Genomic DNA, 22,607 nt, shown 5'->3' with positions numbered 1-22,607 from the left:
GATGGTAATATTAAAATGATGATACCTCAATGGGTATCATCATTTTTTTTCTGCAGCTATTTCATCCTGAATTAGGGTGTAGCAGGTATAGTCAGGCTGTACTATTTCGCCATTGGCATTTGTGGTGGTCATGAAATGGCTGCCCCACATTTCAAGGGTATAAAATATTGATGATAATTCTTTTCCCAGATCTGTAAGTGAATACTCAACCCTTGGCGGTATCTCGGGATATATTTTGCGTGTAACTATCCTGTCTTCTTCCAGCTCGCGCAATTGCTGCGAAAGCATTTTTTCGGTCATGCCAACAATGTTGCGGTTTATCTCACTATACCGTTTTGCACCGGTCAATAATTGATTCAGAATTTTCAATTTCCACTTGCCGCTAATCACGCTCAGGGCCGCTTCCATAGCACAGGTATAAGCGGGATGTCTGTTTTTTGTCATATTGAAAAAGGTAAAATAACGATAGCATCAAACGGGCCCATAACCTACCAAAAGGGTAGTGACGTACAAAATGGTGCATTCTTGATGAGTCTGTAAATCAGATGTATATTTGATGTATCAAAACAAATATAATGAAAAAATTAGAAGGTAAAACAGCAGTAATAACAGGTGGTAACAGTGGTATAGGCCTGGCCACAGCACAAGAATTTATAGCACAAGGTGCCAAAGTGATCATTACCGGAAGGAGTGAAAAATCAATCAATGAAGCAGTTGCTTTACTTGGAGATAATGCCAAAGGTGTAATTGCTGATAGCGCAGATATTAAACAAGTAAAACAACTGGGAGATAAGGTGAAAGCTATTAGCCCCAACATCGATATTATTTTTGTGAATGCAGGTATTGGCCAGTTCAATTCTGCCGATCAGATGACTGAAGAGATGTTTGATGATATCATGAACATTAACTTTAAAGGCGCTTACTTTAGTTTACAATCATTATTACCCCTGGTAAATGATGGTGGTTCTGTGGTTTTAAATACATCAATAAACGCCCACGTTGGTATGGCCGGTGCCAGCGTATATGCAGCAAGTAAAGCAGCTTTGCTTTCATTAGCTAAAAATATATCAGCCGAGCTATTGGCTCGTCGCATCCGGATCAATTCGGTAAGTCCTGGTCCGGTGGTTACACCATTACATAGCACAGATAAATTGGGCCTTACAGATGAGCAATTGGAAGGTATGGGTTCTGAGCTGATCAAGCAAATTCCAATGGGACGTTTTGGTCAGGCTTCAGAAATTGCTAAAACCGTTGCATTTTTCGCATCAGACGATTCAACATTTATTGTAGGTGCCGAAATTATTGCCGATGGCGGCATGGCTACCTTAAAAGGTGCTTAATAACCTGAAAAGCGTTGACTAATTTAATAGCTGGAAGTACATTGCTTCCGGCTATTTTTTATTTTAATGGGGTAGACGATATAACTATGATAAAGATAGCAGGCGATATTATTACAGTAAGAAATGTTAATGAATACCATAATTGTTAAAAAGTAACCCGCTTTCAGAGTTGGATATGTGCTCTGTAAACAGGTAATTTGTGCTAATACGTCATGTCGCAAGGCGGTATTTAGGGGTGTATTTGCGACAAATGGTCATATGCACGTTAAGCGTGTGCATTATAATAATATTATTGTCACATTGTCAGTTATGCACTTGTGGCAAGCAATTTGAATAGCATATATTTGTAATACAAAATTTAAAAAATAGAAATCATGGCTTTAGAAATAACTGATGCAAACTTTGACGAACTTGTCTTAAAATCAGACAAACCAGTACTTATTGACTTTTGGGCAGAATGGTGTGGTCCGTGTAGAATGGTAGGTCCGGTAGTTGAAGATATAGCAAAAGAATACGAAGGCAAAGCTGTTGTTGGTAAAGTAAATGTTGACAACAACCCAGGCATATCAATGAAATTCGGAATCCGCAATATCCCTGCTTTATTATTCTTTAAAAATGGCGAAATTGTTGATAAACAAATTGGTGCTGTTCCAAAATCAGTATTAACTGAAAAATTAGTTAAGCAATTAGCTTAATACCTTAGGCATAAATTAAGTTTACCAATAGCTTAATCCACCATATTTTACTTGAAAAAGCGTTGCATATTTTGCAGCGCTTTTTTTATGCCCTATATTAGCCTTATGCCCGCTTTAAATGACGATCAGCAAATAAGGCAACTGGCCAATTTGGAGTTACTTGCCCGCCAGGTAGTTGAAGGCTTTATAACGGGCTTGCACCAGAGCCCCTTTCATGGTTTTTCTGTAGAGTTTGCTGAGCACCGTTTGTATAATAATGGCGAATCGGTAAAAAATATTGACTGGAAATTGCTGGCCCGCACCGAAAAATTGTTTGTAAAACAATTTGAGGAAGAAACTAACCTGCGCTGTTATTTATTGCTGGATACTTCATCGTCAATGAACTTCCCCGAAAAAGGGATTAGTAAGCTACAATTTTCTACCTATGCAGTGGCATCGCTCATGTACCTGTTTAAAAAACAGCGTGATGCTTTTGGCTTATGTCTTTTTTCGGATAAGATTGATTGGCTGAGCGCGGCTAAATCAACCGGTACGCATTTATTCCATCTGTATGCCGAGCTCGAGAAAATGTACAACAACCCAAAGGTAAATACAGTTACAGATATCACTGGTGTACTGCACCATATTGCTCAGGAAATTCACCAGCGATCAATGGTGATCATTTTTAGTGATATGCTGGAAAACAGCGTAAGCGCGGATAAGCTGCAATTACTTTTCGCGGCTATTCAGCACCTGAAGTTTAATAAGCATGAGGTTATTATTTTTAACGTTCATGACAAGCAAAAGGAGCTTGACTTTAACTTTGACAACCGCCCGCATCATTTTGTTGACATTGAGAGCGGTGCCGAAATAAAAGTACATCCGGGTAAAGTTCGGGATGCTTACAGGGCATCATTAACGGCCTATCGCCATGAGTTGGAACTCAAATGCGCCCAATACCACATTGATCTTGTTGATGCCGATATTCATGAAGGATATAATGAGGTATTAAAAGCTTATCTGGTAAAGCGGAACAAAATGGTATAAAATAAAAAAAGGCTATCCCTTTTAAAAAATAGCCCTTAATAGGGGTAACACTTACTAAAACTTTACAAAGAAATACAGATTTGATGAAGATTTAATGAAGTTATTCATCCCGGTTAAATATAAGTTGTACGCTGGTACCCTGATCTTTAACAGAATCTACTTTAACCTTAATGTTGTGAAAGCTTGTAATACTTTTTACAATAGCCAATCCTAAACCGTAGCTTTCTTTTTCATCGGTATCAAATTTTTCAAACCGGTTAAAGGCATTTTCTATTTGTTTTTGATCCATACCTGGCCCGGTATCGGTTATGGAGATAGAATAAACCTCATCGGTAAGTTCATCTATAATAGTGATACTGCCTTTAGGATAATTGTATTTTATAGCGTTATTGATGATGTTGAATAGGAGGGTATGAATTAAAGGACGATTGCCCTGTATGGAATAAATGTATTTCAGATGATTCGTAAACTTTAATTGCTTTTCAATTATACGGTCTTCCAACTCCTCATGAATTTCTTTAATAACACCAGCAAGCATGACCACATCAGCTTTATTAAACTGGTTGTTTTCTACTTTAGATATCAACAATAAGCTGTTAATGATAGACTTTAAGCGATTTAGAGTTTTTAGCGAGGCGTGCATTTTATTTTCGCTGCCCTCACTTAGTTCTTCGTGTAATAAAATGTTTTCGAGCCTGGAGCTAATGATGGATATAGGTGTAAGCAACTCGTGCGATACGTTGGCGATAAACTGCTTTTCCAGTATAAAAAGATTGGAGATCTTTTTCATCAGCGAGCTGATGCTATCATCAAGCATTTCAAAATCCTGGGTAGTGGTTTTAATTTTCTCATAATCAAAGTTCATGGGGTCATTCACTTTGATCAGTTTACGGTCAATTATTTTATAAAAGGGTGCCAGCAAAAACTTAGTGAATACCAGGTCGCTGATTAGTGTAAGCACCAGGGCGATAAATAAAACCAGCAGGGTGAATTTTTTAATGATCGATTTTAATTCCTCTACCGATTCAATGGCCTCACCAATTTGCAACAGGTAGGTGTGTCCATTAAAATTAAACTGGTGCGATAGTATGCGGTAAATTTGTACATCATTATCAACCTTGCGCGATTCGGTGCTGAACTTTATTTCATTGCTTGGGTTAGGATTATATTTGGTGGGTGTTATGTTGATGAACTCCTCGCGTAAAATGTTATAATCAGTATATTCTTTTTGGCTGTTTAAAAAATTATTGATCTCGCCGGTTGAAAGTCTTCCCAAGGTAGCCTCCTTACTATCCTCCAAACGAACCTCAATATGGTTATATGAGATCTTTTCGATAGATAGCAATATCAGCAGGCCGGTAAATAAAATAATGGCCACTTTAGTTAAGGTATTATAAAGGGCCAGTTTTACCTGTAATTTCATTAAACGAATAATTAAATATTGATGCGATAGCCAATACTCCTAACGGTCTCAAACCAATCAATAGGGATGTATTGCGATAGCTTTTTGCGCAGGTTTTTAACGTGAACATCAACAAAGTTTGAGTCAGAGTTTATTTCCAGTACATCGCCCCAAACATGCTCCGTTAAGTTAGTGCGCGATATTACCCGGTTTTTATTTAGCACTAAGTAGTTGAATATCTCAAACTCTTTTTTAGTGAGGTTAATACGCTCGTCATTAAACATTACCGTGCGGTTTTGGATATTAACACGCAGGCCTTTGATATTAATGTCGTTGCTTTCCAGCCGGTGCTTGCGGCGGGTTATGGCGTGCATACGGGCTAAAAGCTCACTTAATGAAAATGGTTTGGCCAGGTAATCGTCGGCACCTTGCTCCAGGCCCAATACGCGATCATCAACGGCGCCGCGGGCGGTAAGTATTATAACGGCATCTTCGCGCTTTTCAAGGCCTTTCAGCATTTTTAAAAGGCCAAAGCCATCACCATCAGGCAGACCTAAATCAAGCAGTATAAAATCATAGTTGTTCACAAAGATCTTTTCTTCTGCTGATTTTTTGGTTCGCGCGTGCTCAACAGTAAAACCTTCGTGGCTTAAAAACTCATCAACTTCAAGGGCAAGGCCTTTTTCGTCTTCAACAATTAATACATTCATACGGTCTGCAATTTACAAAAGCTATAACTCATAAATTAAGCAATTATGTATATAATAAATATACATTTATAATAGGAGCAAATTAAACTAAAGGTTTATCAAATTAATGCAATCAATTTCTGGGAAATGATGTTAATGATTAAACGCTAACTTTTAATATGAGACTTTCCATCGAACGCAAACCTATAAGAGTTAACCCAGACCCCAAGCGTGTTATTGCAAGATTTTTTTTTAACGGTAACGACCGTGCCAAAGAGGTGATAGAACGCGTCATGAATATTAGTGAAGATGAGGCCTTCGGTATCGTATCGCCGTTATTGCAGGAATACTCTAAGCGTCACCGTAATATTACCCGGGTATTAAACCGCCACTGTAGTAAGTTAAAGCCGCTTTTTCATGAGCTGAGTATTGATTTTGATACGCTAACCGTTTACCGCAAATTGCTGATAGGATCTTACTTTACGCATGAATATTCTATCGAGTCGGCGGCATTCTTTAACCCATCCATAATTGAAGACCCCGACCAAACCGAACTGGAAGATGGACAGAAAAGGGTTATCATCAGTTTCAGGGCCGTGGGCGAGGGGCATATTTCATCCATTACTTTCAGGCGGGCACTGTTTGATAAATATAACAACATCACCATACAGCCTTCGGGTAGCTATATTGACGAGGCCGAGATTGTCCGTAACGCGGTATATAACAAAAAGCTGTTCTTTGAAAAGGCAGCCATCACCCAGATCAGTATTGATGTGATCAACGAGCTGGAATCAAAACTTGATCATCATTTTGAATACGCTAACCTGCGTCGTATTATTATTGATTCGCAAAAGCTGCAGGAAAACGATATGAAACGGTTAGAGTACGATAAAGTACTCTGGCTGGCCGATTCCTACTATGAAATTGTGTTTTCGCTGGATACTGATCTATCCGACCGGGTTATATTCCCCATTTCTGAATATGAACGCAAAGGTATTGAAGATGCCCGTTTTGTAAAATTCATTAATGAGGATGGCACTTACGTATACTATGCTACCTACACGGCCTACGATGGTTCGCTTATTATGCCTAAGCTGTTGCAAACTTCTGATTTTTATAATTTTAAAATAATGCCGCTTTATGGTGCGGGGGCGCAGAATAAAAACCTGGCGCTTTTCCCCCGTAAGGTAAATGGTAAGTTTGTAATGATATCGCGTATTGATGGTTGTAACAACTACATCATGTACTCCGATAAAATAAACATATGGGAGAAACCCATTCTGTTGCAGCAGCCCAAATTTACCTGGGAGTTTATCCAGATAGGTAACTGCGGTTCACCCATTGAAACCGAGGATGGCTGGATAGTGATTACCCACGGTGTAGGCCCTATGCGGCGCTATGTGCTGGGTGCGAGTTTACTCAAATTAGACGATCCCGCTGTAGAGATAGGCCGCTTGCGCGAGCCCCTGCTGATCCCCAACAGTGATGAGCGGGAAGGTTATGTACCCAATGTATTGTACTCCTGCGGCTCCATTGTACATAATGATAAACTGATCATCCCCTATGGTGTATCTGACTCTTCTACTGCCTTTGCGGAGGTGTGCCTTGACGCCCTGCTCAAAAAACTAAAAGAAGACGTTAGTGAGGAGGAAGAAGTCAAAATTCAAAAGTGAAAATTGAAAAATGTGCAGAGTAGGGTTGTGGATATTTAAAACTTTTTAAAATAATTTTTTAGCTTAAAAACGTATCAAAAATTGGTGAAAAAAGGCTGAATTTGATTGAATTTGGTGCATTTTAAGGGATTTTGCTTCGAAATTCTTCAACTTTTGCCAACTATTTATGCTTTAAAAAGTTGTAAGTGTCTGATTGTTAGTATAGTGATATGAATTTTGGCACTTCCTGAGTTTTTATAAGCCTAACCAAACAGGGCGTATACTTTATAAAGTATACGCCCTCTTGAGTTCTATACAAATATATAAAAAATTTTGTCATTGCGAGGAACGAAGCAATCGCGAACTATGCAAGTTTGATTTGTGCAGTTAGCGATTGCCACGCTATCGCTCGCAATGACACAAACCTTTCCCATCTCTGGCGCAAGTATGAAGAGAGGCTTAAGCGTTAAGGCTACTTTTTCCTTAGGTTTCTGATTTCAGACTAATATCCGCTTATACAACTCCAGATAATCAGCCACCATTTTTTCTTTTGAAAACAGGGTGCTTGCCCGGTTGTGGCAATCCAAACGGTTAATTTGGTTTAAGCGGATAACGGCCTCCGCGGCTTCATCAATGGTGTTTACCAAAAAGCCGGTTTGGTTATTCACAATCAGTTCGGGCATCGAGCCACGATCAAAAGCTATCACGGGCGTACCGCAAAGCATGGCTTCGGCTACGCTCATGCCAAAGGGCTCTTCAAAGCTGATGGGGTGTAGCAGAGCAAGGGCATTGCCTAATAGCTGTTTCCTTTTTTCTGGGCCGGCATGGCCAATATACTCTATGTCCTCATTTAAAAAAGGCTCAACTTTTTCATGATAGTAATTCTCATCCTGAATAATGCCGGCTATCAGAAGTTTACGTTTAGCTTTTTTAGCTATTTCAATAGCTTCGGCAGTGCCTTTGTGTGGGTGGATGCGGCCAAAGTAAAGCAGATAATCGCCGGGCTTCTCCATAAACTCAAAATCAGTGGTATCAAGGCCGTTATACACGGTTGCCAAATAATCAAGCTCCGGACTGCGGTCGGCATTGCTGATGGATACGTAATGCCCCATGTGGTTGTACTTTTTATAAACCGGAATTATCCTGGGCGACGAAAAACCATGTATGGTCGTGATTATCGGCGTTTTAATAAGTCCGGAGTAGGTAAGCGGCAAAAAGTCAAAATTATTGTGAATAATATCAAACTGACCGGCTTTCTCCATCAAATTGCTGATGTGCAGGCATTCCAGCACTTTAGCATCTTCCTGCTTATCCTCTTCGTACCCTGCTGCACAAACCGCGTCAAGCTTGCCAGCGGTAATAGAGTCGCCGGTAGCAAAAAGGGTAACATCAAGGCCCAGTTTTACCAGGCCTTCGGCAATGTTTGATGCTATTTGTTCCCAGGGCCCGTAATGCCTGGGCGGTGTACGCCAGGCTACGGGGGCCAATATTGCAACCCTCATTTAGCAGATCTCCACTTTCTGAGTACCATACTTGTTGTACTCGTATTCCAGCTCAAAGGCTTTCAATACCGTAAGGTGCGAAATAAGGTAAGCCAGCGTACTTTCGGCACCCTGATTACGGTTAATACCGGTAGGCAACAAGCCATCGCAGCAGCCTTTGGTTTCATGGTCATACAGAGGCGCGCGCAGGGTATTTTCGCCCAGGAACCACTTGTAGCTTAAAAACATCTTTTCAATGTATTGCGGTATCCTGAATATCTGGTAAGCCTGAAAATGCATCATCACCATGGCCATTGTTTCAATAGCCTGCTGATCAAACGTAGGGAACGTGCCGCCCCGATAGTACCAGCCATCATTACCTACCGGACTTAAATAGCCGTTTGATAAGGTTAGCTTATCTAAAAACGCCATGCTCGCCAATGCTATTCGTTTTGCATCCTCGTTGCCGGTAATTTCGCAGGAGTGCAGCAGTGCCAGCGGAAGGATGGCATTATCATAGGTCATTTTTTCCTCAAACCATTGCCAGTCGTCTGAATGGGTTTGTTCATAGGCATCAATCAGCGGCTGCGTCAGTTGGGTCAGTATTTTTACCATGCCCTCGTCAGACGGGAAAACCTGCAGGTATAAGCTCACACCAATAATGGTATTGGCCATGCCCCGTAAATGTTCCAGTTTAGTAAAGTGCGGTACTGATTTATGGAATATCTCCAGAGCAAACTCACGGTAGGAGTTACTTGCCGCGCAGCCTATTAAATGGCCCAGCGCCCATATGGTACGTCCGAACGAATCTTCGGAGCCCACCTCATCCAGATAGCGCCTGTCGAAACTCAGGAAATTGCGGAAGTTACCATCATCTGTTTGCATATAGTGAATGTAACTCAGGTAAACAGGTAGCAGTTCAAAGGCTTCCTTACTTTTATTACGCTGGTAGGCCATTAAGGCCATAATGAGCGCGCGCGAATTATCATCCAAACAATAGCCTTCTTTTAAATTGGGTATGCCGTATTTGGCATGCTGCACAATGCCGGTATCATCAGTTAAACGCAAAACGTGGTTGAGGCTAAACTGCGGTAATATCTCGGGGTCAACAATACTGTTTTTGAGTATCTTGTCGCTAAAGTCGTACCTTGAACTGGCTTCCTGGGCCACTTTAATAAATTCAGAACCTATAACAGGCCAGCGCAGATGCAGGCCATATTGATAAGCATTATCTTTCAGTTCTACCAACACACGATCCTGATCAAGCAGTTCAATTACGGTATCGGCAAGGATTTCTGAGTTTTTGAAATCAAAAAGTCTTCCGCGCTTATCGGCCAGTAACTCGGTGGCATGCCAGTAGGGGGTTGATACTACAGCCGCGCCCGCGCCAACCGCATATGATAGCGTGCCGCTGGTAATTTGCGCCTCATTCAAATATGGGGTAACATAAATCTCGCAGGCGGTAAGGTAGTTCACCAGTTCTTCTTCTGATACAAATTTGTTGATGAACGCCAGGTTGGCCGATACGCCAAGCTGATGCGCCAGGGATTTCAAATGGTCACGGTATTCCTCGCCCGAGCTTTTAAGCACGCCCGGATGCGTATTACCCAATATCACGTACATTACGTCGGGGTGTTTTTCCACTATCCGAGGCAGCGCTTTGATCACTGTTTCCAGCCCTTTATTGCGGCTCAATAGGCCGAAGGTTAATAAGACACGGTGGTTTTTGAATGACGACAGGCTTTTAACCGGATTTTCTACCGGTGCCTCCACATCAGGAACGCCGTGTTCAATGATCTGGATCTTGCTCACCGGAATATCATAAATACTGGTCAGGAACTCCACGGCCCGCTGGCTCATCACAATTATTTTTGATGACTGATCGGCTATTTCGCGAATAATGATGCGCTGCACATAACTGGGTTCTTTGAGTATGGTGTGCAATATGGATATCAACGGTTTTTCGAGCCGGTTGATCAATGGTAAAATATATATCCCGCTTTCGCCCCCGTAAATGCCAAATTCATGCTCCATGATGCAAACATCAGCATTGCTGGTATTAATGTAGTTGGCCGCGCGAATGTAGTCTTTTTGATGATCCTGGCGAATAATGTATTTAACCTCATCCGGGTATTCGTACTCATGCCTGTCTTCAGAATCATTTAACGCGACTACATAGCCACCCTCAGCCAGTGATTTTCTTTCAGGAAAGTTGGCATTAATGGCACGCATTAAATTTTGGTTGAATGTGGCTAAGCCGCATTCGCGGGGAGGATAGGTGGATATATATGCAATTTTCATATGTTGATATAGATGTTTTAGAACGTACGGTTGTATTATAAACAAGCACTTGAAGCTGCTTGTTTACATCAGTGACTATAAAAAAGTGCAGTATTGATCTGTTATGAAAGAAAAGCGGCTTTTAGATACTCTTTGTATAGCTATATGAATCAAATGCATAAACTATACCAATTCATAGGATTGAATCCCGTAAAATACCAAAGACGGTATATTTATTTAATTATTTACTAACAGAAAAAGGTTCTGTGTTATGAATTTTATTTCTACTTTCGCCGCAATAACTTAAACTATGCTTTTTAACTCTATACCTTTTGCCATATTTTTACCTGTCGTCTTTGTACTTTATTGGTTTTGCGTTAACAAAAATTTAAAAATTCAAAATATACTCCTTCTTTTCTCAAGCTTTTTCTTTTACGCTTATTGGGACTATAGATTTTTGCTATTACTCTTATTCTCAATAACGTTGGATTTCGTAGCGGCAAAAAAGATTCATAAAGCTAAAAGTTCAAAAGGCAGGAAGTTTTGGTTTATTATTAGTATAGCCATTAACTTATCGTTGTTAGGCTTTTTTAAATACTATAATTTTTTTATAAGTACCTTTTCAGATGCAGCCGGTTTAGTGGGGGCACCTGTTCATCCTACATTACTGAAGCTGGTGTTACCCGTAGGAATTTCATTTTATACCTTTCATGAGCTATCTTACATAGTAGATGTTTTTAAGAAAAGGATAGAACCGGTAGATAACTATGTTGAATATGCACTTTTTGTAACCTTTTTCCCCTTGTTGGTTGCCGGCCCTATTGAAAGAGCCACTCACCTTTTACCACAAGTTCAAAAAAAGCGATTTTTTGATTATGATACAGCTGCTTCAGGTATGAAGCAAATACTTTGGGGCTTATTTAAGAAAATAGTAATAGCTGATAACTGTGCTGAGATAGCTGACGCGATTTTCAATAACGCCGCTGGTTATAGCGGAAGCTCACACGTTTTAGGGGCTGTTTTCTTTGCTATTCAAATTTATTGTGATTTTTCAGGTTATTCAGACATTGCATTAGGAACTGCAAAGCTGTTCGGATTTGAACTGCTTAGGAATTTTTCTTTTCCTTATTTTTCCCGCGATATAGCGGAGTTTTGGAGACGTTGGCACATTTCTTTATCCAGTTGGTTCCGTGATTATTTATATATCCCATTAGGAGGTAGTAAAGGAAGCAATTGGATGAAAATTAGAAATACATTTATAATTTTCCTTGTTAGTGGTTTTTGGCATGGCGCTAATTGGACCTTTGTTGTTTGGGGATTCTTGAACGCGGTTTATTTTATGCCTTTATTAATATTTAAGAGAAATAGAAATAATATGGAGATTGTAGCCCAGGGGGCTTATTTTCCAACGTTCAAAGAAGTCTTTGATATAATGTTAACGTTTACTTTAGTGGTTTTTGCCTGGATCTTTTTTAGGGCGGAGGATATGAGCCATGCAATATCCTATATCAGTAAGATTTTCTCTAAATCGTTATTTACATACCCTCATCTTGGCGGCTTATCTTTTGATGTATCTGCTCTGGGTATACTTGTTTTGTTATTCTTTGTTATTGAATGGATTGGGCGTGAAGAAAAATTTGCTATACAGAAGCTGTTTGTAAGTTCCCCGATATATATTCGATGGGCTTTTTACCTGGTGCTTATTGTTACCATAGGTATTTGGAATAAGGATCAGCACCAGCAATTTATATATTTTCACTTTTAGTTCTTCACATGAAGTTATTCGTAAATAAAACCGTAACGTTTTTCATTATACTTTTCTTGTTATTTATTATTGGGATCGTAATTCCACCAACTCCCAAAATAGCAAATTCTTTACTGTTTGGGAAAACAAAGAAAGATTCATTATTAGTAAATACGCCATATCCAAGATTAATATTAGTTGGCGGATCTAATCTTAGCTTTGGGATCAATAGTGAGATTATTAAAGATTCCTTAAAGGTTAACCCAGTTAATACAGCGATACACGCAAATATAGGATTGCGGTTTATGCTTGAACACACCATAAGTTTTGTGAAAAAAGGAGATGTTATAGTTGTTGTACCTGAGTACGATCAATACTACGGAGACTATTTTTACGGGGGTGAAAATTTGGTACGAACTGTTTTTGATGTCTCAAAAAAGGATTATGACGTTTTATCCTTAAAGCAATGGATACATGTATTTCCACAAATTATGAAATATAGCATGTCTAAATATAATTTAAAGAATTTAAATTTTAAAAAGCTGCCGACCTATTCAAGTTTGGATTCTATTTATTTGAAAAGCTCATTTAATAATTTTGGGGATGCCAGTGTTCATTGGCATATGAAAGGCATATATACCCCTCCGGCAGCAAAACTTGAAGACGAGTCAAATAAGTTTAATCAAGATGTTATTGAAGAGTTAAATAAATTTCAAACTGAGGCATTACAGAAGGGGGCTAAGGTTTATATAAGCTTTCCTTCATATCAAGAAAGCTCTTTTAATAATAATCAGTCGGCTATATATAATGTACAAAAGGCTTTGAATACTGCAGGCTTTAAAGTACTTGGAACACCAACCAGATACAGGTTTGCAGACTCCCTTTGTTTCAATACGCCTTATCATTTGGTCAAGAAAGCGGTTGATATACGAACAAAATTGTTAATACAGGATTTAAGAGATAACCTAAATTAGTGTTATAAAGTAAATATCCTTATTAAAACCGATGTTACGGTGAATTTAATGTTTTAATAGCCCGCTACTATAAGGTTTTTTTGTAAAACTCAATAGCCTCCATGATAACCCCGCATGCATGTTCTATTTGCGCAGGAGTGATGATGAGTGGAGGAGCTATGCGCATGGAGTTGCTGCAATGCAAAAACCAGTCGGTTATAACACCGTTTTCAATGCAGCGGTCAATGATTTGTTTATTCAGGTCGAAGTTGTCCAGTTCTACAGCCAGTATTAGTCCCTTGCCGCGCACTTCCTTAATAGCTGGGTGAACCAGCAGCTTACGGAACAAGGCTTCCTTTTCGGCAACGGCAGGTATCAGGTTTTCGTCAAGCAGTACTTCTAATGCCGCCAAGCCAGCAGCGCAGCATACCGGGTGCCCGCCAAAAGTAGTGATATGTCCTAAAATGGGGTTTTCTTTTAAAGCCCCCATAATATGGTTTGAGGCTATAAAAGCGCCGATGGGCATACCGCCACCAAGGGCTTTCGCCAGCAGCAATATATCTGGAACAATGCCATAATGCTCAAACGCGAACAGCTTGCCTGTGCGACCAAAAGCGGCTTGTATCTCATCCAGTATCAGCAGGGTGCCGGTTTCATTACAACGCTGGCGCAGGGCCTGCATATAGCTTAGGTCTGGCACACGGATACCAGCTTCGCCCTGTATGGTTTCTATGATAACGCAGGCGGTTTGTTCGGTGATCAGCTGCAGGTCGGCAGGTTCATTAAAACGGATAAAGCTGATGCCCGGTAATAGCGGGCGGTAAGTTTGTTTAAATTCCTCGTTACCCATTACGCTCAGTGCACCCTGGGTGCTGCCGTGGTACGAGTTATGGCAGGCAACGATCTGCTGTCTGCCTGTAAAACGTTTGGCCAGTTTTAACGCTCCCTCAACCGCCTCGGCACCGGAGTTGGTAAAATATACCGACTGCAAGTTTTCTGGTAGTACAGAAGTCAGTTTTTCGGCAAAACGAACCTGCGGCGTTTGTACGTATTCACCGTAAACCATCAGGTGCATGTACTTTTCCACCTGCTGTTTAACAGCTTCAATAACCTTTGGGTTGCCATGCCCCAGGCTGCTTACCCCGATGCCCGAAATCAGGTCGGTATAAGCTTTGCCCGCCTCATTGTACATATATATACCTTCGGCACGTTCAAATTCAAGCAACAGCGGGAAATTGGTGGTTTGCGCGTTATTGGCTAAAAAAAGCTGACGAAGGGTGGGCATAGATGTAGTTATAAGTATTGAGTTATGCGTTTTTAGTTATCAGGGCAAAGATAAGGGTAATGCGGGAGATGAAGAGGGTTAAAATATCCTCTCTTTGTACGTCATTGCGGAGAACGAAGCAATCTTCTGTGGCAGGATGGATGATATAGCGCAGATTTGTCTATCGTAGAGCGCTCAATTGCCGCTGAGGCTGTTACGTTTTTCGTTGATGTTTTGTTTTTTAGAGGTACTCAAGAGGGCTTCGCCGTTTGTCTTGATACAAAAGTAACCAAAAGATCAAGACAAAAAAAAGCTTCCCCCCACAGGCAAAACACCCTGGCCCGCTTTTTTGTCAGGCCTTTATCCGCTTTTTGACTATTATCTTTGTCATTCTTAGAAACGAAGGATCCATCGCCTAATAAATTCTTCGATATAGCTCAAAATGACAATTATTATTTACTATTCCCCGTCCTCCATTCAGCAGATCAGCTTCGGGTGAAAACAGGCAGAACATGGTGGCCAGTGCGGTTGCAGGGGGCATAGCAAATATTTGCTGAAGCTTAGGGCATTGAGCGAACGAAGTAGGGCAACTTTTTGCAGCCCGTGGTTCTGCCTGTTTTGCAGGGCAAAGGCCATGTGCGGCAAAGAAGCCTTTCTGCTGAAAGCCTTTTTGGTTACTTTTGTGGCCACAAAAGTAACAGCCTTAGCGGCAATTGAGCGCTCTGCGATAAGTATATTCGCCCTGCTATTGAAAATTGCTTTGTGCCATAGCGTGCACAGATATAACAATTAGTTTCCTGCTCTTTCACTGCGCTCGCTGAGTTGTTTGATGAGCTCATCGCGAAACTCCTGTTCGCTTTTATACAGCTTGCTTACCTTTTCTGGCGGCAGAATTTTAGAGAAAGCATCGCGGTAGCGCTTGCGGATGCCTACCTGCTGGCTTTCGTAATAGATCTCTTTATCAATTTGCTCGGTGCCGTTAGTGGCGGCGCTGGAGTTGTTAAGGCGTTTTAATATATTAACAGCGGTAAGTTCCTGCTGATATTGGCGGTATAAAGGCCAAAACTTAGCCGATTCCTCATCGGTAAGGTCAAGTTGTTTGCCAATAAACCGGTCGCGCGCGGCTTCCAGACGTTTACCCATGCCTTTTTTATCACGGGGTGGGGCAGGGGTTATCCGTTGCCGCTGAACCAGGCTATTGCTGACCTGTGCGTAAGATTCACGGCCGGCAGCTATAATAAACAAGAAAATAAAAATAAGCCTGATCAATTTACTCATTAAAAATATATCGTTTAATTAGTATCTAAATAATCTGACAGGTCTACATCCAAATTGTCGCTGTTAATTTGTTGTCCGTGATCCATCAAGGCACGGGTATCGCTTGCATCGGCATGCAACTGCAGGTAATTTTTAATTTCATCAACAGGCACGGTTGACAATTGCTCGTGTAAAAACGACTGATCGTGCTTTACAGGTGTCTCGGCATTTTTAATGACCACACCAATACCCAATATAAGGGCAAAACAGGCCGCAGTAGCATACTTGAAAATATGCGATGCGAAAAGCTTGCGTACAACGCCTTTCTTATTAGCTGCAGCCGGCATGGTAACCACTTTGGCAGTTTCCTGGTTAACCGTTTTATTGAGGATGTTTTGGCTTAACTGCTCAAAATAATTTTCAGGAACAGTAAAGCTTTCGGCCTCGTTTTGAATATGCTGCTCCACAGCTATCCGGCTTTGGATACGGCTATCCAGCTCCTCAAAGTAATTTTCAGGAACGGTAAAGTTTTCAGCCTCATTATTTACATACTGCTCAATGGCAATGCGGCTTTGAATGTTGCTGCCAAGCTCATCAAAATAATTTTCGGGCACATCAAAACCCTGGTGCTCCGGGTTTAATGCCTGCTCTACAGTAATGCGGCTTTGGATATTGCTGCTAAGCTCGTTAAAATAATTTTCCGGAACGGTAAAGCCAGTGCTTTCCGTGTTTACAGCCTCGTTAATACGTATACGGCTCTGTATGTTGCTGCTTAATTGTTCAAAGTAGTTTTCAGGAACGGTAAACCCACTGGATGAGCCTTTTAGCTCTTCCAGCCTTATGCGTGATGTAATGTGCTGCGCTAATTCGTCGAAATAGCCAGACGGCACTGTGAACGGGTTTCCGGTACTTACCCGCTTCAGTGATTCATAATCATCCAGCCACTCCCTATTGTCCATATCGCTTTTCATACATAACTATAGATGAACATAGTGCTAAAAGGTTTAATGCAAAAATAAATTAATCTTTAGACAGCAAAAAAGCTTCGATCTTTTTAACCGCAAGGTGAAAAGATGCCTTTAAAGCACCTACGCTTGTGCCCAAAACGTCAGATATTTCTTCATACTTCATATCATCATAATACTTCATATTGAATACCAGGCGTTGTTTTTCGGGCAGGGTTAACAAAGCTTCCTGTAATTTGCGTTGCGCCTGGTCGCCGTTAAAGTAGCTCGAATCAGCCAGTGTATCGGCCAGTTCATAAGCCACATCATCTAACGAAACATTATTCTTTTGTTTTTTCTTATTCAAAAAAGTAATGCACTCGTTTGATGCTATCCTGTACATCCAGGTATATAGCTGCGCGTCATTTCTAAAAGTCAGCAGGTTTTTCCAAACCTTCACAAAAACATCCTGAACCAGGTCGTCCGCATCATCATGGTCAATAACCATGCGGCGTATGTGCCAGTAAATTTTTTGCTGGTATTTTTTCAATAACAGGTTAAACGCTTCGTTACGTGTCTTCTCGTCCTGGAACTTGCTTAAAATCTCTGAATCTTCAACCTGCAACGACATTTTTTAATTTTTATAGTTAAAATGCTGATTACTGCATTTTGTTTTCTTTCCAGCCCTTTTTTACAGCAAGCATATATGCTCCGTGTCAAAGCTGCGGTGGCAAATATACTTACAAATTAAACTTTTGTAAATAAAGTTATTGTATAAGATCAAGCACCTGCTGTGACGAGTTTTTGGTATCAACCTTACCAATCACATGGCTGATAACACCATTGCAGTCAATAATAAACGTAGTGCGGGCGGTACCCATGTATTGCTTGCCGTACATGTTTTTTTCAACCCAAACACCATAGGCCTCAACAATTTGTTTTTCGCTGTCGGCAATAAGGGTAAAGGGTAGGTTATATTTGGTTTCAAATTTTTTGTGCGATTTTTCATCGTCGGTGCTTACGCCGATTACTTCAAAGCCTTTACTTAACAGCGATTGGTAATTATCCCTGAAATCGCATGACTCAGCAGTGCAACCGGGGGTATCATCTTTTGGATAAAAATAAAGGATCACATTTTTTCCTTTATAATCAGTAAGAGAAACTGTTTTTCCGTTCTGATCTTTCGCGGTAAAATCCGGGGCTTTATTGCCCTCTTTTAATGTTGACATAGGTGGTTTGTTTTGTTATGATACAGTATCAAGTACTAAGTATCAAGTATCAGGATTTTTTTGATGATTGCAAATACCCAATTTTGGTGGTCTTGATCTGGTATCAAGTATCATGCTTTTTGATGACTGTAAAAGTTCAATTGTGATAATCTTGATACCTGATACTAACTACTTGATACTACCTATAAAATTCTGCCTTAAATTCCGAAAAATTATTTTTATTGTCGCTAACATTGAGTTTAAACTCATGTTTGCCCGGTGCAATATCTCCGTTAAAGGTATAACTTAGTATCTTACTTTTGTAATCCCACTCCATTAAAACCCATTTATTGTCGATAGTACCCGCATAACTCTTAATGCCCGACATATTATCGCCTATGCGGAAGTTGATGCTTTTGGCCGCAGCCATGTTTTTGCCATTCAATATGTTGAGCGCGTGGATAACCGGCGGTATGGTATCTATCTTAATAAAATAATCGCCAAAGCTGGTAACTTTTGATTTTACATAGCCGTCTTCAAAAAAGCCGCCCTGGCAGGCTCCTATGGTACTTACAATTACGGCCTTATCAGCAAATGCGCCCAAATCGGCATCTGGTTTTATCCAAAGGTCATAGTTGTCATGAATAGGGGTAAGCCGGTTATGGATGTGGTGAACCTGCGAAAAGCCCGACGCCGGTTTAGGCGATACCGAATAGATAAAATCCAGATCGTCATACAAATTGCCCGGCATAATGGTAACCTTTACCTTATCGGTGCTGAACTCGTTTTTCTTATCGTAATGAAACAAGGTGCCTGCTATTTTATTTGCAGCCGGGGTATACTTGCTTGATTGTACCTTTAATTTCACGGTGGATGTGTTGCCGGCTACATCTTTTACCACGTATTCTACTTCGTGCAGCGCATCGTCATCAAAAGTGATGATACCGCGATTGATGGATTGCGGGTAAAGAGATATGTGGCTGCCCGGTAGTATAAAACATTTTTGCATCCATCTGCGCGATGAGGTGAAGGCGGGGTAATCAATATAAGCATTGATGGCATGAGTTTGATCAAAAGCGAAACGCTCGACTGTAAAGGTGTATACTGTTTGGCCATCCAGTTTTAATTCGATGGAATAAATACCATTATGATTGGCCGAGGTGCTGTTCATATCGGTAGCATTGATGCCGAAACCCACATAGCCGCTTAGATGCAGAGTTTGGGGTTTGGTTAGGTGATAGTTGCCTGCAGCGCCTATGATAGGCAAAAACTCACGCGGTGTTTTTTCGCTGAAAGGGTTACCATTCAAATGATAAATGCCGATAGATGTAATGGTTGGCGGCACACGGTCTGGAATGGTAAGGCCAAACAGCTGCGCGTTAATAGTTTCCTCAGTTTTGGTATCCCTGATCTCAAAGTGAACATGCGGCCCGGCCGATGCACCGGCATTACCTGATATGGCCACTACCTCATCTTTACGAACAGGTACCTGTGTTGGCTGCAAATTAAAGTCGGCCTCATAGGTTTGATGATCGTATTGATAAGCTTTCACCAAAGCCGCAACCGCGGGCGAAAAGCTTTGCAGGTGACCATAAACCGTAGTATAGCCATTGGGATGTGTAATGTAAATTGCCCGGCCAAAGCCGCCAAACTGCACCCTTACCCTTGATATATAGCCATCATTAACGGCATGTACAGGGTAACCGGTACGCTGGTTGGTTTTAAAATCGAGCCCCGAGTGAAAGTGCGCCGGTCTCAGCTCGCCGAATGAGCCTGCGGTACTTGGCGGCAGATCAAGCGGATAACGGAAATAGTTTTGCGGGTAGGGCCTGCTTTGTATAGGTGTGGTTTGGGCATTTATACCGGCGTTAAGGGCCAGGCATAACGCAGCCGTAATTAAATATTTAACCATGTGTTATTTTACGTAAAAGTCAAGCAGTTTTTCATCCTTCAGGTATCCTTCCAACCTGTCGCCAACTTTTACTTTTGATACTCCCGGTGGAGTGCCTGTAAATATAAGATCGCCCTTTTTAAGAGTAATATATGGTGAAACAAACGCGATTATGTTCTCGAACGGAAAAAGCAGATCGCGGGTGTTGCCCTGCTGGCGTACCTCGCCATTGATATCCAGTTTAAAGTTCAGATCATAAATATTCGCGAACTTGCTTTTAGGCACAAAGTTGCTGATAGGCGCCGAACCGTCAAATGCTTTGGCCAGCTCCCAGGGTAAGCCTTTTTCTTTGTGGCGACTTTGAATGTCGCGGGCGGTGAAATCGACACCCAGTGCAATTTCATCGTAGTAACCGGCAGCAAATTTTTGATTGATGTGCTTGCCTTCTTTACTTATTTTTAAAACGATCTCGATCTCATGATGCACATCTTCAGAAAAATCGGGATGATAAAAAGGTTTATTATCCTTGATAATGGCAGTATCGGGTTTCATAAAAATAACCGGAACGGCTGGTACGGGGTTATTCAGTTCTTTGGCGTGCTCGGCATAGTTGCGGCCAATGGCAATAATCTTCATAAGTAAGGTATAAACGCCAAATCTAAATAATTAGCGTGGTAAGTGGTAGTAACATTTGGGTTTTATACTCTAAGTAAATCTCTATGTCTGAATTTATCTGAATCACTATTTTTAAGATTGAGGGATTATTTTTTTCATTACGAGGAGGAACGACGAAGTCAGAACCTCTCCAAAGAGTAATAGCCCATGAAAAGGCAGTTTAATCAAATCAGGCTGTTTATCGACTCACCCCGACATCGCTATGCTTGTCGACCCTCTCTTCAGCTTCGCTGTAAAGAGGGTGAGGGAGCTTTTCTTTGACTTTTACCCATTTTACTTATCCTCTTTCCGCCGCAGGCGAAGAGAAGGTGCCCGAGCGAAGCAATGGGCAGGTGAGTCGTTTGTATGGCACGCTATTTCAAAGGTTATGCCTTTTCATGGGCTATTACTCTCCAAAGGAAGGGGTAAATACTTTTTAAACTTTTTTGCTTTTTACAGTACCGAAATCCGTTTAATAACCGATTCAGTGCCGGCTACTACACGTACAAAATAAAAACCGCTGGTGAGCTTGTTGTTGATGGGGTAGTTGATGCTATGATCGCCGGAATCAACTCTTGATGAGAACATGGTAGTGATATCGTTGCCCAAAACATCCATTATCTTAATGGTTACATTGGCATTGCGCGATATGGTATATTTTAAATTGATCTGCTCAGTAGCGTTTACCGGATTAGGGTATAGCTGTACATCATTTAGCAGCTTATCATCTGATCGTTGTACACTCACTTTTACGCTTGATGTAACGGCAGGCTTTAACGGGGGAAGTACCAAATGAAGGCCGTTTTTTAAATAAGAGGTCTTTTTCCCTTTTGAAACACGCAGGTAAGTGGTATCGTTTTTTAACTTCAGAGGCTTAGTTTCGGCAGCAAAGGCACAGCTCATAAAAACTGACAGCGCAGTTAATACGATACGTGTGTTATAAATAAAGAGATAAGTAATGTTTCGCCTCATTTTTAAGTCTTGCTTACAAAAGTATAAATAAAGCCCTGATCAATTCAAAAAATGATGTTTTTATAAAACTTTTTAACAAAATTTAACAAAAACTGTTCAGTTTACGGTTTAGACTTCTTTTTTCTTTATACGTTTAATGATTATTTAAGTTTAACCAAAAAAAATGATAGTTTTGCAACTTTAATATATAATTAGTGTCAAACCATAAAGATCTGCAAAAACTGACCGCGGCTGGCCTGCTGATCAGTTTAGGAATAATTTACGGTGATATTGGTACCTCCCCATTATACGTATTTAAGGCTATTGTCGGAACCGAACATTCCAGCATTTCCCAAACCATTACCGAAACATTAGTATTAGGAGGCGTTTCCCTCATATTCTGGACGCTAACACTGCAAACCACGCTCAAATATGTGGTGATCACGTTACGTGCGGATAACAAAGGTGAGGGCGGAATATTCTCCTTGTTTTCGCTGGTTAGGCGTAAGGCAAAATGGCTCATAATACCTGCTGTAGTTGGTGGCTGCGCCTTGCTTGCCGATGGTATTATTACCCCGCCAATTACCATATCATCAGCTATTGAAGGACTGCAAACTTATTACCCCGAGCTGCCAACCATGCAAATAGTGATGGCCATTATTACGGCTTTGTTCATTATTCAGCAGTTTGGTACATCATTGGTAGGTAAGGCTTTTGGGCCTATCATGTTTATCTGGTTTACCATGATGGGTGTGCTGGGTATCAGTTATATAGCTCACGACCCATCGGTAATAAGGGCCTTAAACCCATATTACGCTTATAAGTTGCTAAGTACCAGTACCGGCGGTGAGGCTTTCATCGTACTTGGAGCGGTATTTTTATGTACCACCGGAGCCGAGGCTTTATACTCCGATTTGGGCCACTGTGGTAAAGATAACATCCGTATTAGCTGGATTTATGTAAAAGCCTGCCTTATCCTGAACTATCTTGGTCAGGCGGTATGGCTGCTTCAATTTGCTAACCATACTATTGATCTTAACGTAAATAACCCTTTTTACAAAATAATGCCGCCCTGGTTCCTGATATTCGGTATCGGTATTGCAACGGTTGCGGCTATTATTGCCAGTCAGGCGCTCATTTCAGGTTCATTTACGCTGATAGCCGAGGCTGTAAGGC

Annotated in this window: 21 protein-coding genes; 7 read left to right on the top strand and 14 right to left on the bottom strand. The window is 41.0% G+C overall.

The features are described from left to right. Positions 1-39: 39 nt before the first annotated feature. Positions 40-444 (bottom strand): helix-turn-helix domain-containing protein, encoded by a 405-nt coding sequence (locus AAGC65_RS14740; protein ID WP_343113225.1) that lies wholly within the window; start codon positions 442-444, stop codon positions 40-42. 131 nt (positions 445-575) lie between these two features. On the opposite strand from AAGC65_RS14740, the gene AAGC65_RS14735 reads away from it, so the two are divergent. From AAGC65_RS14735 to AAGC65_RS14725, 3 genes are all read left to right on the top strand, one after another. Next, positions 576-1,340 carry an SDR family oxidoreductase gene (locus AAGC65_RS14735; protein WP_343113224.1) on the top strand — a complete coding sequence of 255 codons (765 nt, stop codon included), beginning with the start codon at positions 576-578 and terminating at the stop codon, positions 1,338-1,340. A gap of 374 nt (positions 1,341-1,714) precedes the next feature. Beyond that, positions 1,715-2,035 (top strand): thioredoxin, encoded by a 321-nt coding sequence (gene trxA / locus AAGC65_RS14730; RefSeq protein ID WP_343113223.1) that lies wholly within the window; start codon positions 1,715-1,717, stop codon positions 2,033-2,035. Positions 2,036-2,140: 105 nt separating this feature from the next. Continuing rightward, positions 2,141-3,061 carry a DUF58 domain-containing protein gene (locus AAGC65_RS14725; RefSeq protein WP_343113222.1) on the top strand — a complete coding sequence of 307 codons (921 nt, stop codon included), beginning with the start codon at positions 2,141-2,143 and terminating at the stop codon, positions 3,059-3,061. A gap of 100 nt (positions 3,062-3,161) precedes the next feature. Here the strand turns inward: AAGC65_RS14725 and AAGC65_RS14720 are convergent, their stop codons facing one another. Next, positions 3,162-4,484: a HAMP domain-containing sensor histidine kinase gene (locus AAGC65_RS14720; RefSeq protein ID WP_343113221.1), complete on the bottom strand. Its 1,323-nt coding sequence runs from the start codon at positions 4,482-4,484 to the stop codon at positions 3,162-3,164. A gap of 11 nt (positions 4,485-4,495) precedes the next feature. Continuing rightward, the gene (locus AAGC65_RS14715) at positions 4,496-5,173 is read right to left on the bottom strand and encodes a response regulator transcription factor (RefSeq protein ID WP_343113220.1); all 678 of its coding nucleotides are present in this window, start codon (positions 5,171-5,173) and stop codon (positions 4,496-4,498) included. Positions 5,174-5,331: 158 nt separating this feature from the next. On the opposite strand from AAGC65_RS14715, the gene AAGC65_RS14710 reads away from it, so the two are divergent. Further along, positions 5,332-6,825, top strand: a complete 1,494-nt coding sequence (locus tag AAGC65_RS14710; protein WP_343113219.1) for a glycoside hydrolase family 130 protein — start codon at positions 5,332-5,334, stop codon at positions 6,823-6,825. 476 nt (positions 6,826-7,301) lie between these two features. Here AAGC65_RS14710 and AAGC65_RS14705 read toward each other — a convergent pair whose 3' ends face one another. Next, positions 7,302-8,306, bottom strand: coding sequence for a glycosyltransferase family 4 protein (locus AAGC65_RS14705; RefSeq protein ID WP_343113218.1), 1,005 nt, complete (start codon positions 8,304-8,306; stop codon positions 7,302-7,304). Continuing rightward, positions 8,307-10,586, bottom strand: a complete 2,280-nt coding sequence (locus AAGC65_RS14700; RefSeq protein WP_343113217.1) for a glycosyltransferase — start codon at positions 10,584-10,586, stop codon at positions 8,307-8,309. It lies immediately after the preceding gene. 289 nt (positions 10,587-10,875) lie between these two features. Between AAGC65_RS14700 and AAGC65_RS14695 the strand changes: the two genes are divergently transcribed. Together AAGC65_RS14695 and AAGC65_RS14690 are read left to right on the top strand one after the other, a co-directional pair. After that, positions 10,876-12,330, top strand: a complete 1,455-nt coding sequence (locus tag AAGC65_RS14695; RefSeq protein ID WP_343113216.1) for an MBOAT family O-acyltransferase — start codon at positions 10,876-10,878, stop codon at positions 12,328-12,330. A gap of 8 nt (positions 12,331-12,338) precedes the next feature. Next, positions 12,339-13,283, top strand: coding sequence for a hypothetical protein (locus AAGC65_RS14690; protein ID WP_343113215.1), 945 nt, complete (start codon positions 12,339-12,341; stop codon positions 13,281-13,283). A gap of 67 nt (positions 13,284-13,350) precedes the next feature. On the opposite strand, the gene AAGC65_RS14685 is transcribed toward AAGC65_RS14690, so the two are convergent. The 9 genes from AAGC65_RS14685 to AAGC65_RS14645 all read right to left on the bottom strand — a co-directional run bounded on the left by AAGC65_RS14685 (position 13,351) and on the right by AAGC65_RS14645 (position 21,452). Next, a complete protein-coding gene (locus tag AAGC65_RS14685; RefSeq protein WP_343113214.1) occupies positions 13,351-14,547 on the bottom strand; it encodes an aspartate aminotransferase family protein in 1,197 nt (398 codons plus the stop codon). 456 nt (positions 14,548-15,003) lie between these two features. Continuing rightward, on the bottom strand, positions 15,004-15,216 hold the full coding sequence (locus AAGC65_RS14680; RefSeq protein WP_343113213.1) for a hypothetical protein: 213 nt from the start codon (positions 15,214-15,216) through the stop codon (positions 15,004-15,006). A gap of 99 nt (positions 15,217-15,315) precedes the next feature. Further along, a complete protein-coding gene (locus tag AAGC65_RS14675; RefSeq protein WP_343113212.1) occupies positions 15,316-15,804 on the bottom strand; it encodes a hypothetical protein in 489 nt (162 codons plus the stop codon). Between the two features lie 14 nt (positions 15,805-15,818). Then, positions 15,819-16,754, bottom strand: coding sequence for a hypothetical protein (locus tag AAGC65_RS14670; protein WP_343113211.1), 936 nt, complete (start codon positions 16,752-16,754; stop codon positions 15,819-15,821). A gap of 49 nt (positions 16,755-16,803) precedes the next feature. Continuing rightward, positions 16,804-17,358: a sigma-70 family RNA polymerase sigma factor gene (locus AAGC65_RS14665; protein ID WP_343113210.1), complete on the bottom strand. Its 555-nt coding sequence runs from the start codon at positions 17,356-17,358 to the stop codon at positions 16,804-16,806. A 136-nt stretch (positions 17,359-17,494) separates the two neighbouring features. Continuing rightward, a complete protein-coding gene (gene bcp / locus AAGC65_RS14660) occupies positions 17,495-17,956 on the bottom strand; it encodes a thioredoxin-dependent thiol peroxidase (protein WP_343113209.1) in 462 nt (153 codons plus the stop codon). Between the two features lie 178 nt (positions 17,957-18,134). After that, complete coding sequence (locus AAGC65_RS14655) at positions 18,135-19,847, bottom strand: M23 family metallopeptidase (RefSeq protein WP_343113208.1); 1,713 nt, start codon at positions 19,845-19,847, stop codon at positions 18,135-18,137. A 3-nt stretch (positions 19,848-19,850) separates the two neighbouring features. Beyond that, the gene (locus AAGC65_RS14650; RefSeq protein WP_343113207.1) at positions 19,851-20,462 is read right to left on the bottom strand and encodes a fumarylacetoacetate hydrolase family protein; all 612 of its coding nucleotides are present in this window, start codon (positions 20,460-20,462) and stop codon (positions 19,851-19,853) included. Positions 20,463-20,933: 471 nt separating this feature from the next. After that, positions 20,934-21,452 carry a T9SS type A sorting domain-containing protein gene (locus AAGC65_RS14645; RefSeq protein WP_343113206.1) on the bottom strand — a complete coding sequence of 173 codons (519 nt, stop codon included), beginning with the start codon at positions 21,450-21,452 and terminating at the stop codon, positions 20,934-20,936. Between the two features lie 194 nt (positions 21,453-21,646). Between AAGC65_RS14645 and AAGC65_RS14640 the strand changes: the two genes are divergently transcribed. Continuing rightward, positions 21,647-22,607, top strand: a 961-nt coding sequence (locus AAGC65_RS14640; protein WP_343113205.1) for a KUP/HAK/KT family potassium transporter, incomplete at its 3' end; no start/stop codon positions are given.

This window comes from Mucilaginibacter sp. (assembly GCF_039207105.1).
Taxonomy (GTDB): Bacteria; Bacteroidota; Bacteroidia; order Sphingobacteriales; family Sphingobacteriaceae; genus Mucilaginibacter.
The sequence above is the reverse complement of the archived record's forward strand: the minus strand, read 5'-3'. Positions and strand labels throughout refer to the sequence as shown.

Coding starts and splice junctions, on each gene's coding strand:
- AAGC65_RS14645 (WP_343113206.1), bottom strand. CDS start 21,452: ATGAGGCGAAACATTACTTATCTCTTTATTTATAACACACGTATCGTA.
- AAGC65_RS14650 (WP_343113207.1), bottom strand. CDS start 20,462: ATGAAGATTATTGCCATTGGCCGCAACTATGCCGAGCACGCCAAAGAA.
- AAGC65_RS14715 (WP_343113220.1), bottom strand. CDS start 5,173: ATGAATGTATTAATTGTTGAAGACGAAAAAGGCCTTGCCCTTGAAGTT.
- AAGC65_RS14725 (WP_343113222.1), top strand. CDS start 2,141: ATGCCCGCTTTAAATGACGATCAGCAAATAAGGCAACTGGCCAATTTG.
- AAGC65_RS14670 (WP_343113211.1), bottom strand. CDS start 16,754: ATGAAAAGCGATATGGACAATAGGGAGTGGCTGGATGATTATGAATCA.
- trxA (WP_343113223.1), top strand. CDS start 1,715: ATGGCTTTAGAAATAACTGATGCAAACTTTGACGAACTTGTCTTAAAA.
- AAGC65_RS14655 (WP_343113208.1), bottom strand. CDS start 19,847: ATGGTTAAATATTTAATTACGGCTGCGTTATGCCTGGCCCTTAACGCC.
- AAGC65_RS14720 (WP_343113221.1), bottom strand. CDS start 4,484: ATGAAATTACAGGTAAAACTGGCCCTTTATAATACCTTAACTAAAGTG.
- AAGC65_RS14710 (WP_343113219.1), top strand. CDS start 5,332: ATGAGACTTTCCATCGAACGCAAACCTATAAGAGTTAACCCAGACCCC.
- AAGC65_RS14735 (WP_343113224.1), top strand. CDS start 576: ATGAAAAAATTAGAAGGTAAAACAGCAGTAATAACAGGTGGTAACAGT.
- AAGC65_RS14675 (WP_343113212.1), bottom strand. CDS start 15,804: ATGAGTAAATTGATCAGGCTTATTTTTATTTTCTTGTTTATTATAGCT.
- AAGC65_RS14695 (WP_343113216.1), top strand. CDS start 10,876: ATGCTTTTTAACTCTATACCTTTTGCCATATTTTTACCTGTCGTCTTT.
- AAGC65_RS14690 (WP_343113215.1), top strand. CDS start 12,339: ATGAAGTTATTCGTAAATAAAACCGTAACGTTTTTCATTATACTTTTC.
- AAGC65_RS14700 (WP_343113217.1), bottom strand. CDS start 10,586: ATGAAAATTGCATATATATCCACCTATCCTCCCCGCGAATGCGGCTTA.
- AAGC65_RS14705 (WP_343113218.1), bottom strand. CDS start 8,306: ATGAGGGTTGCAATATTGGCCCCCGTAGCCTGGCGTACACCGCCCAGG.
- AAGC65_RS14740 (WP_343113225.1), bottom strand. CDS start 444: ATGACAAAAAACAGACATCCCGCTTATACCTGTGCTATGGAAGCGGCC.
- AAGC65_RS14665 (WP_343113210.1), bottom strand. CDS start 17,358: ATGTCGTTGCAGGTTGAAGATTCAGAGATTTTAAGCAAGTTCCAGGAC.
- AAGC65_RS14685 (WP_343113214.1), bottom strand. CDS start 14,547: ATGCCCACCCTTCGTCAGCTTTTTTTAGCCAATAACGCGCAAACCACC.
- bcp (WP_343113209.1), bottom strand. CDS start 17,956: ATGTCAACATTAAAAGAGGGCAATAAAGCCCCGGATTTTACCGCGAAA.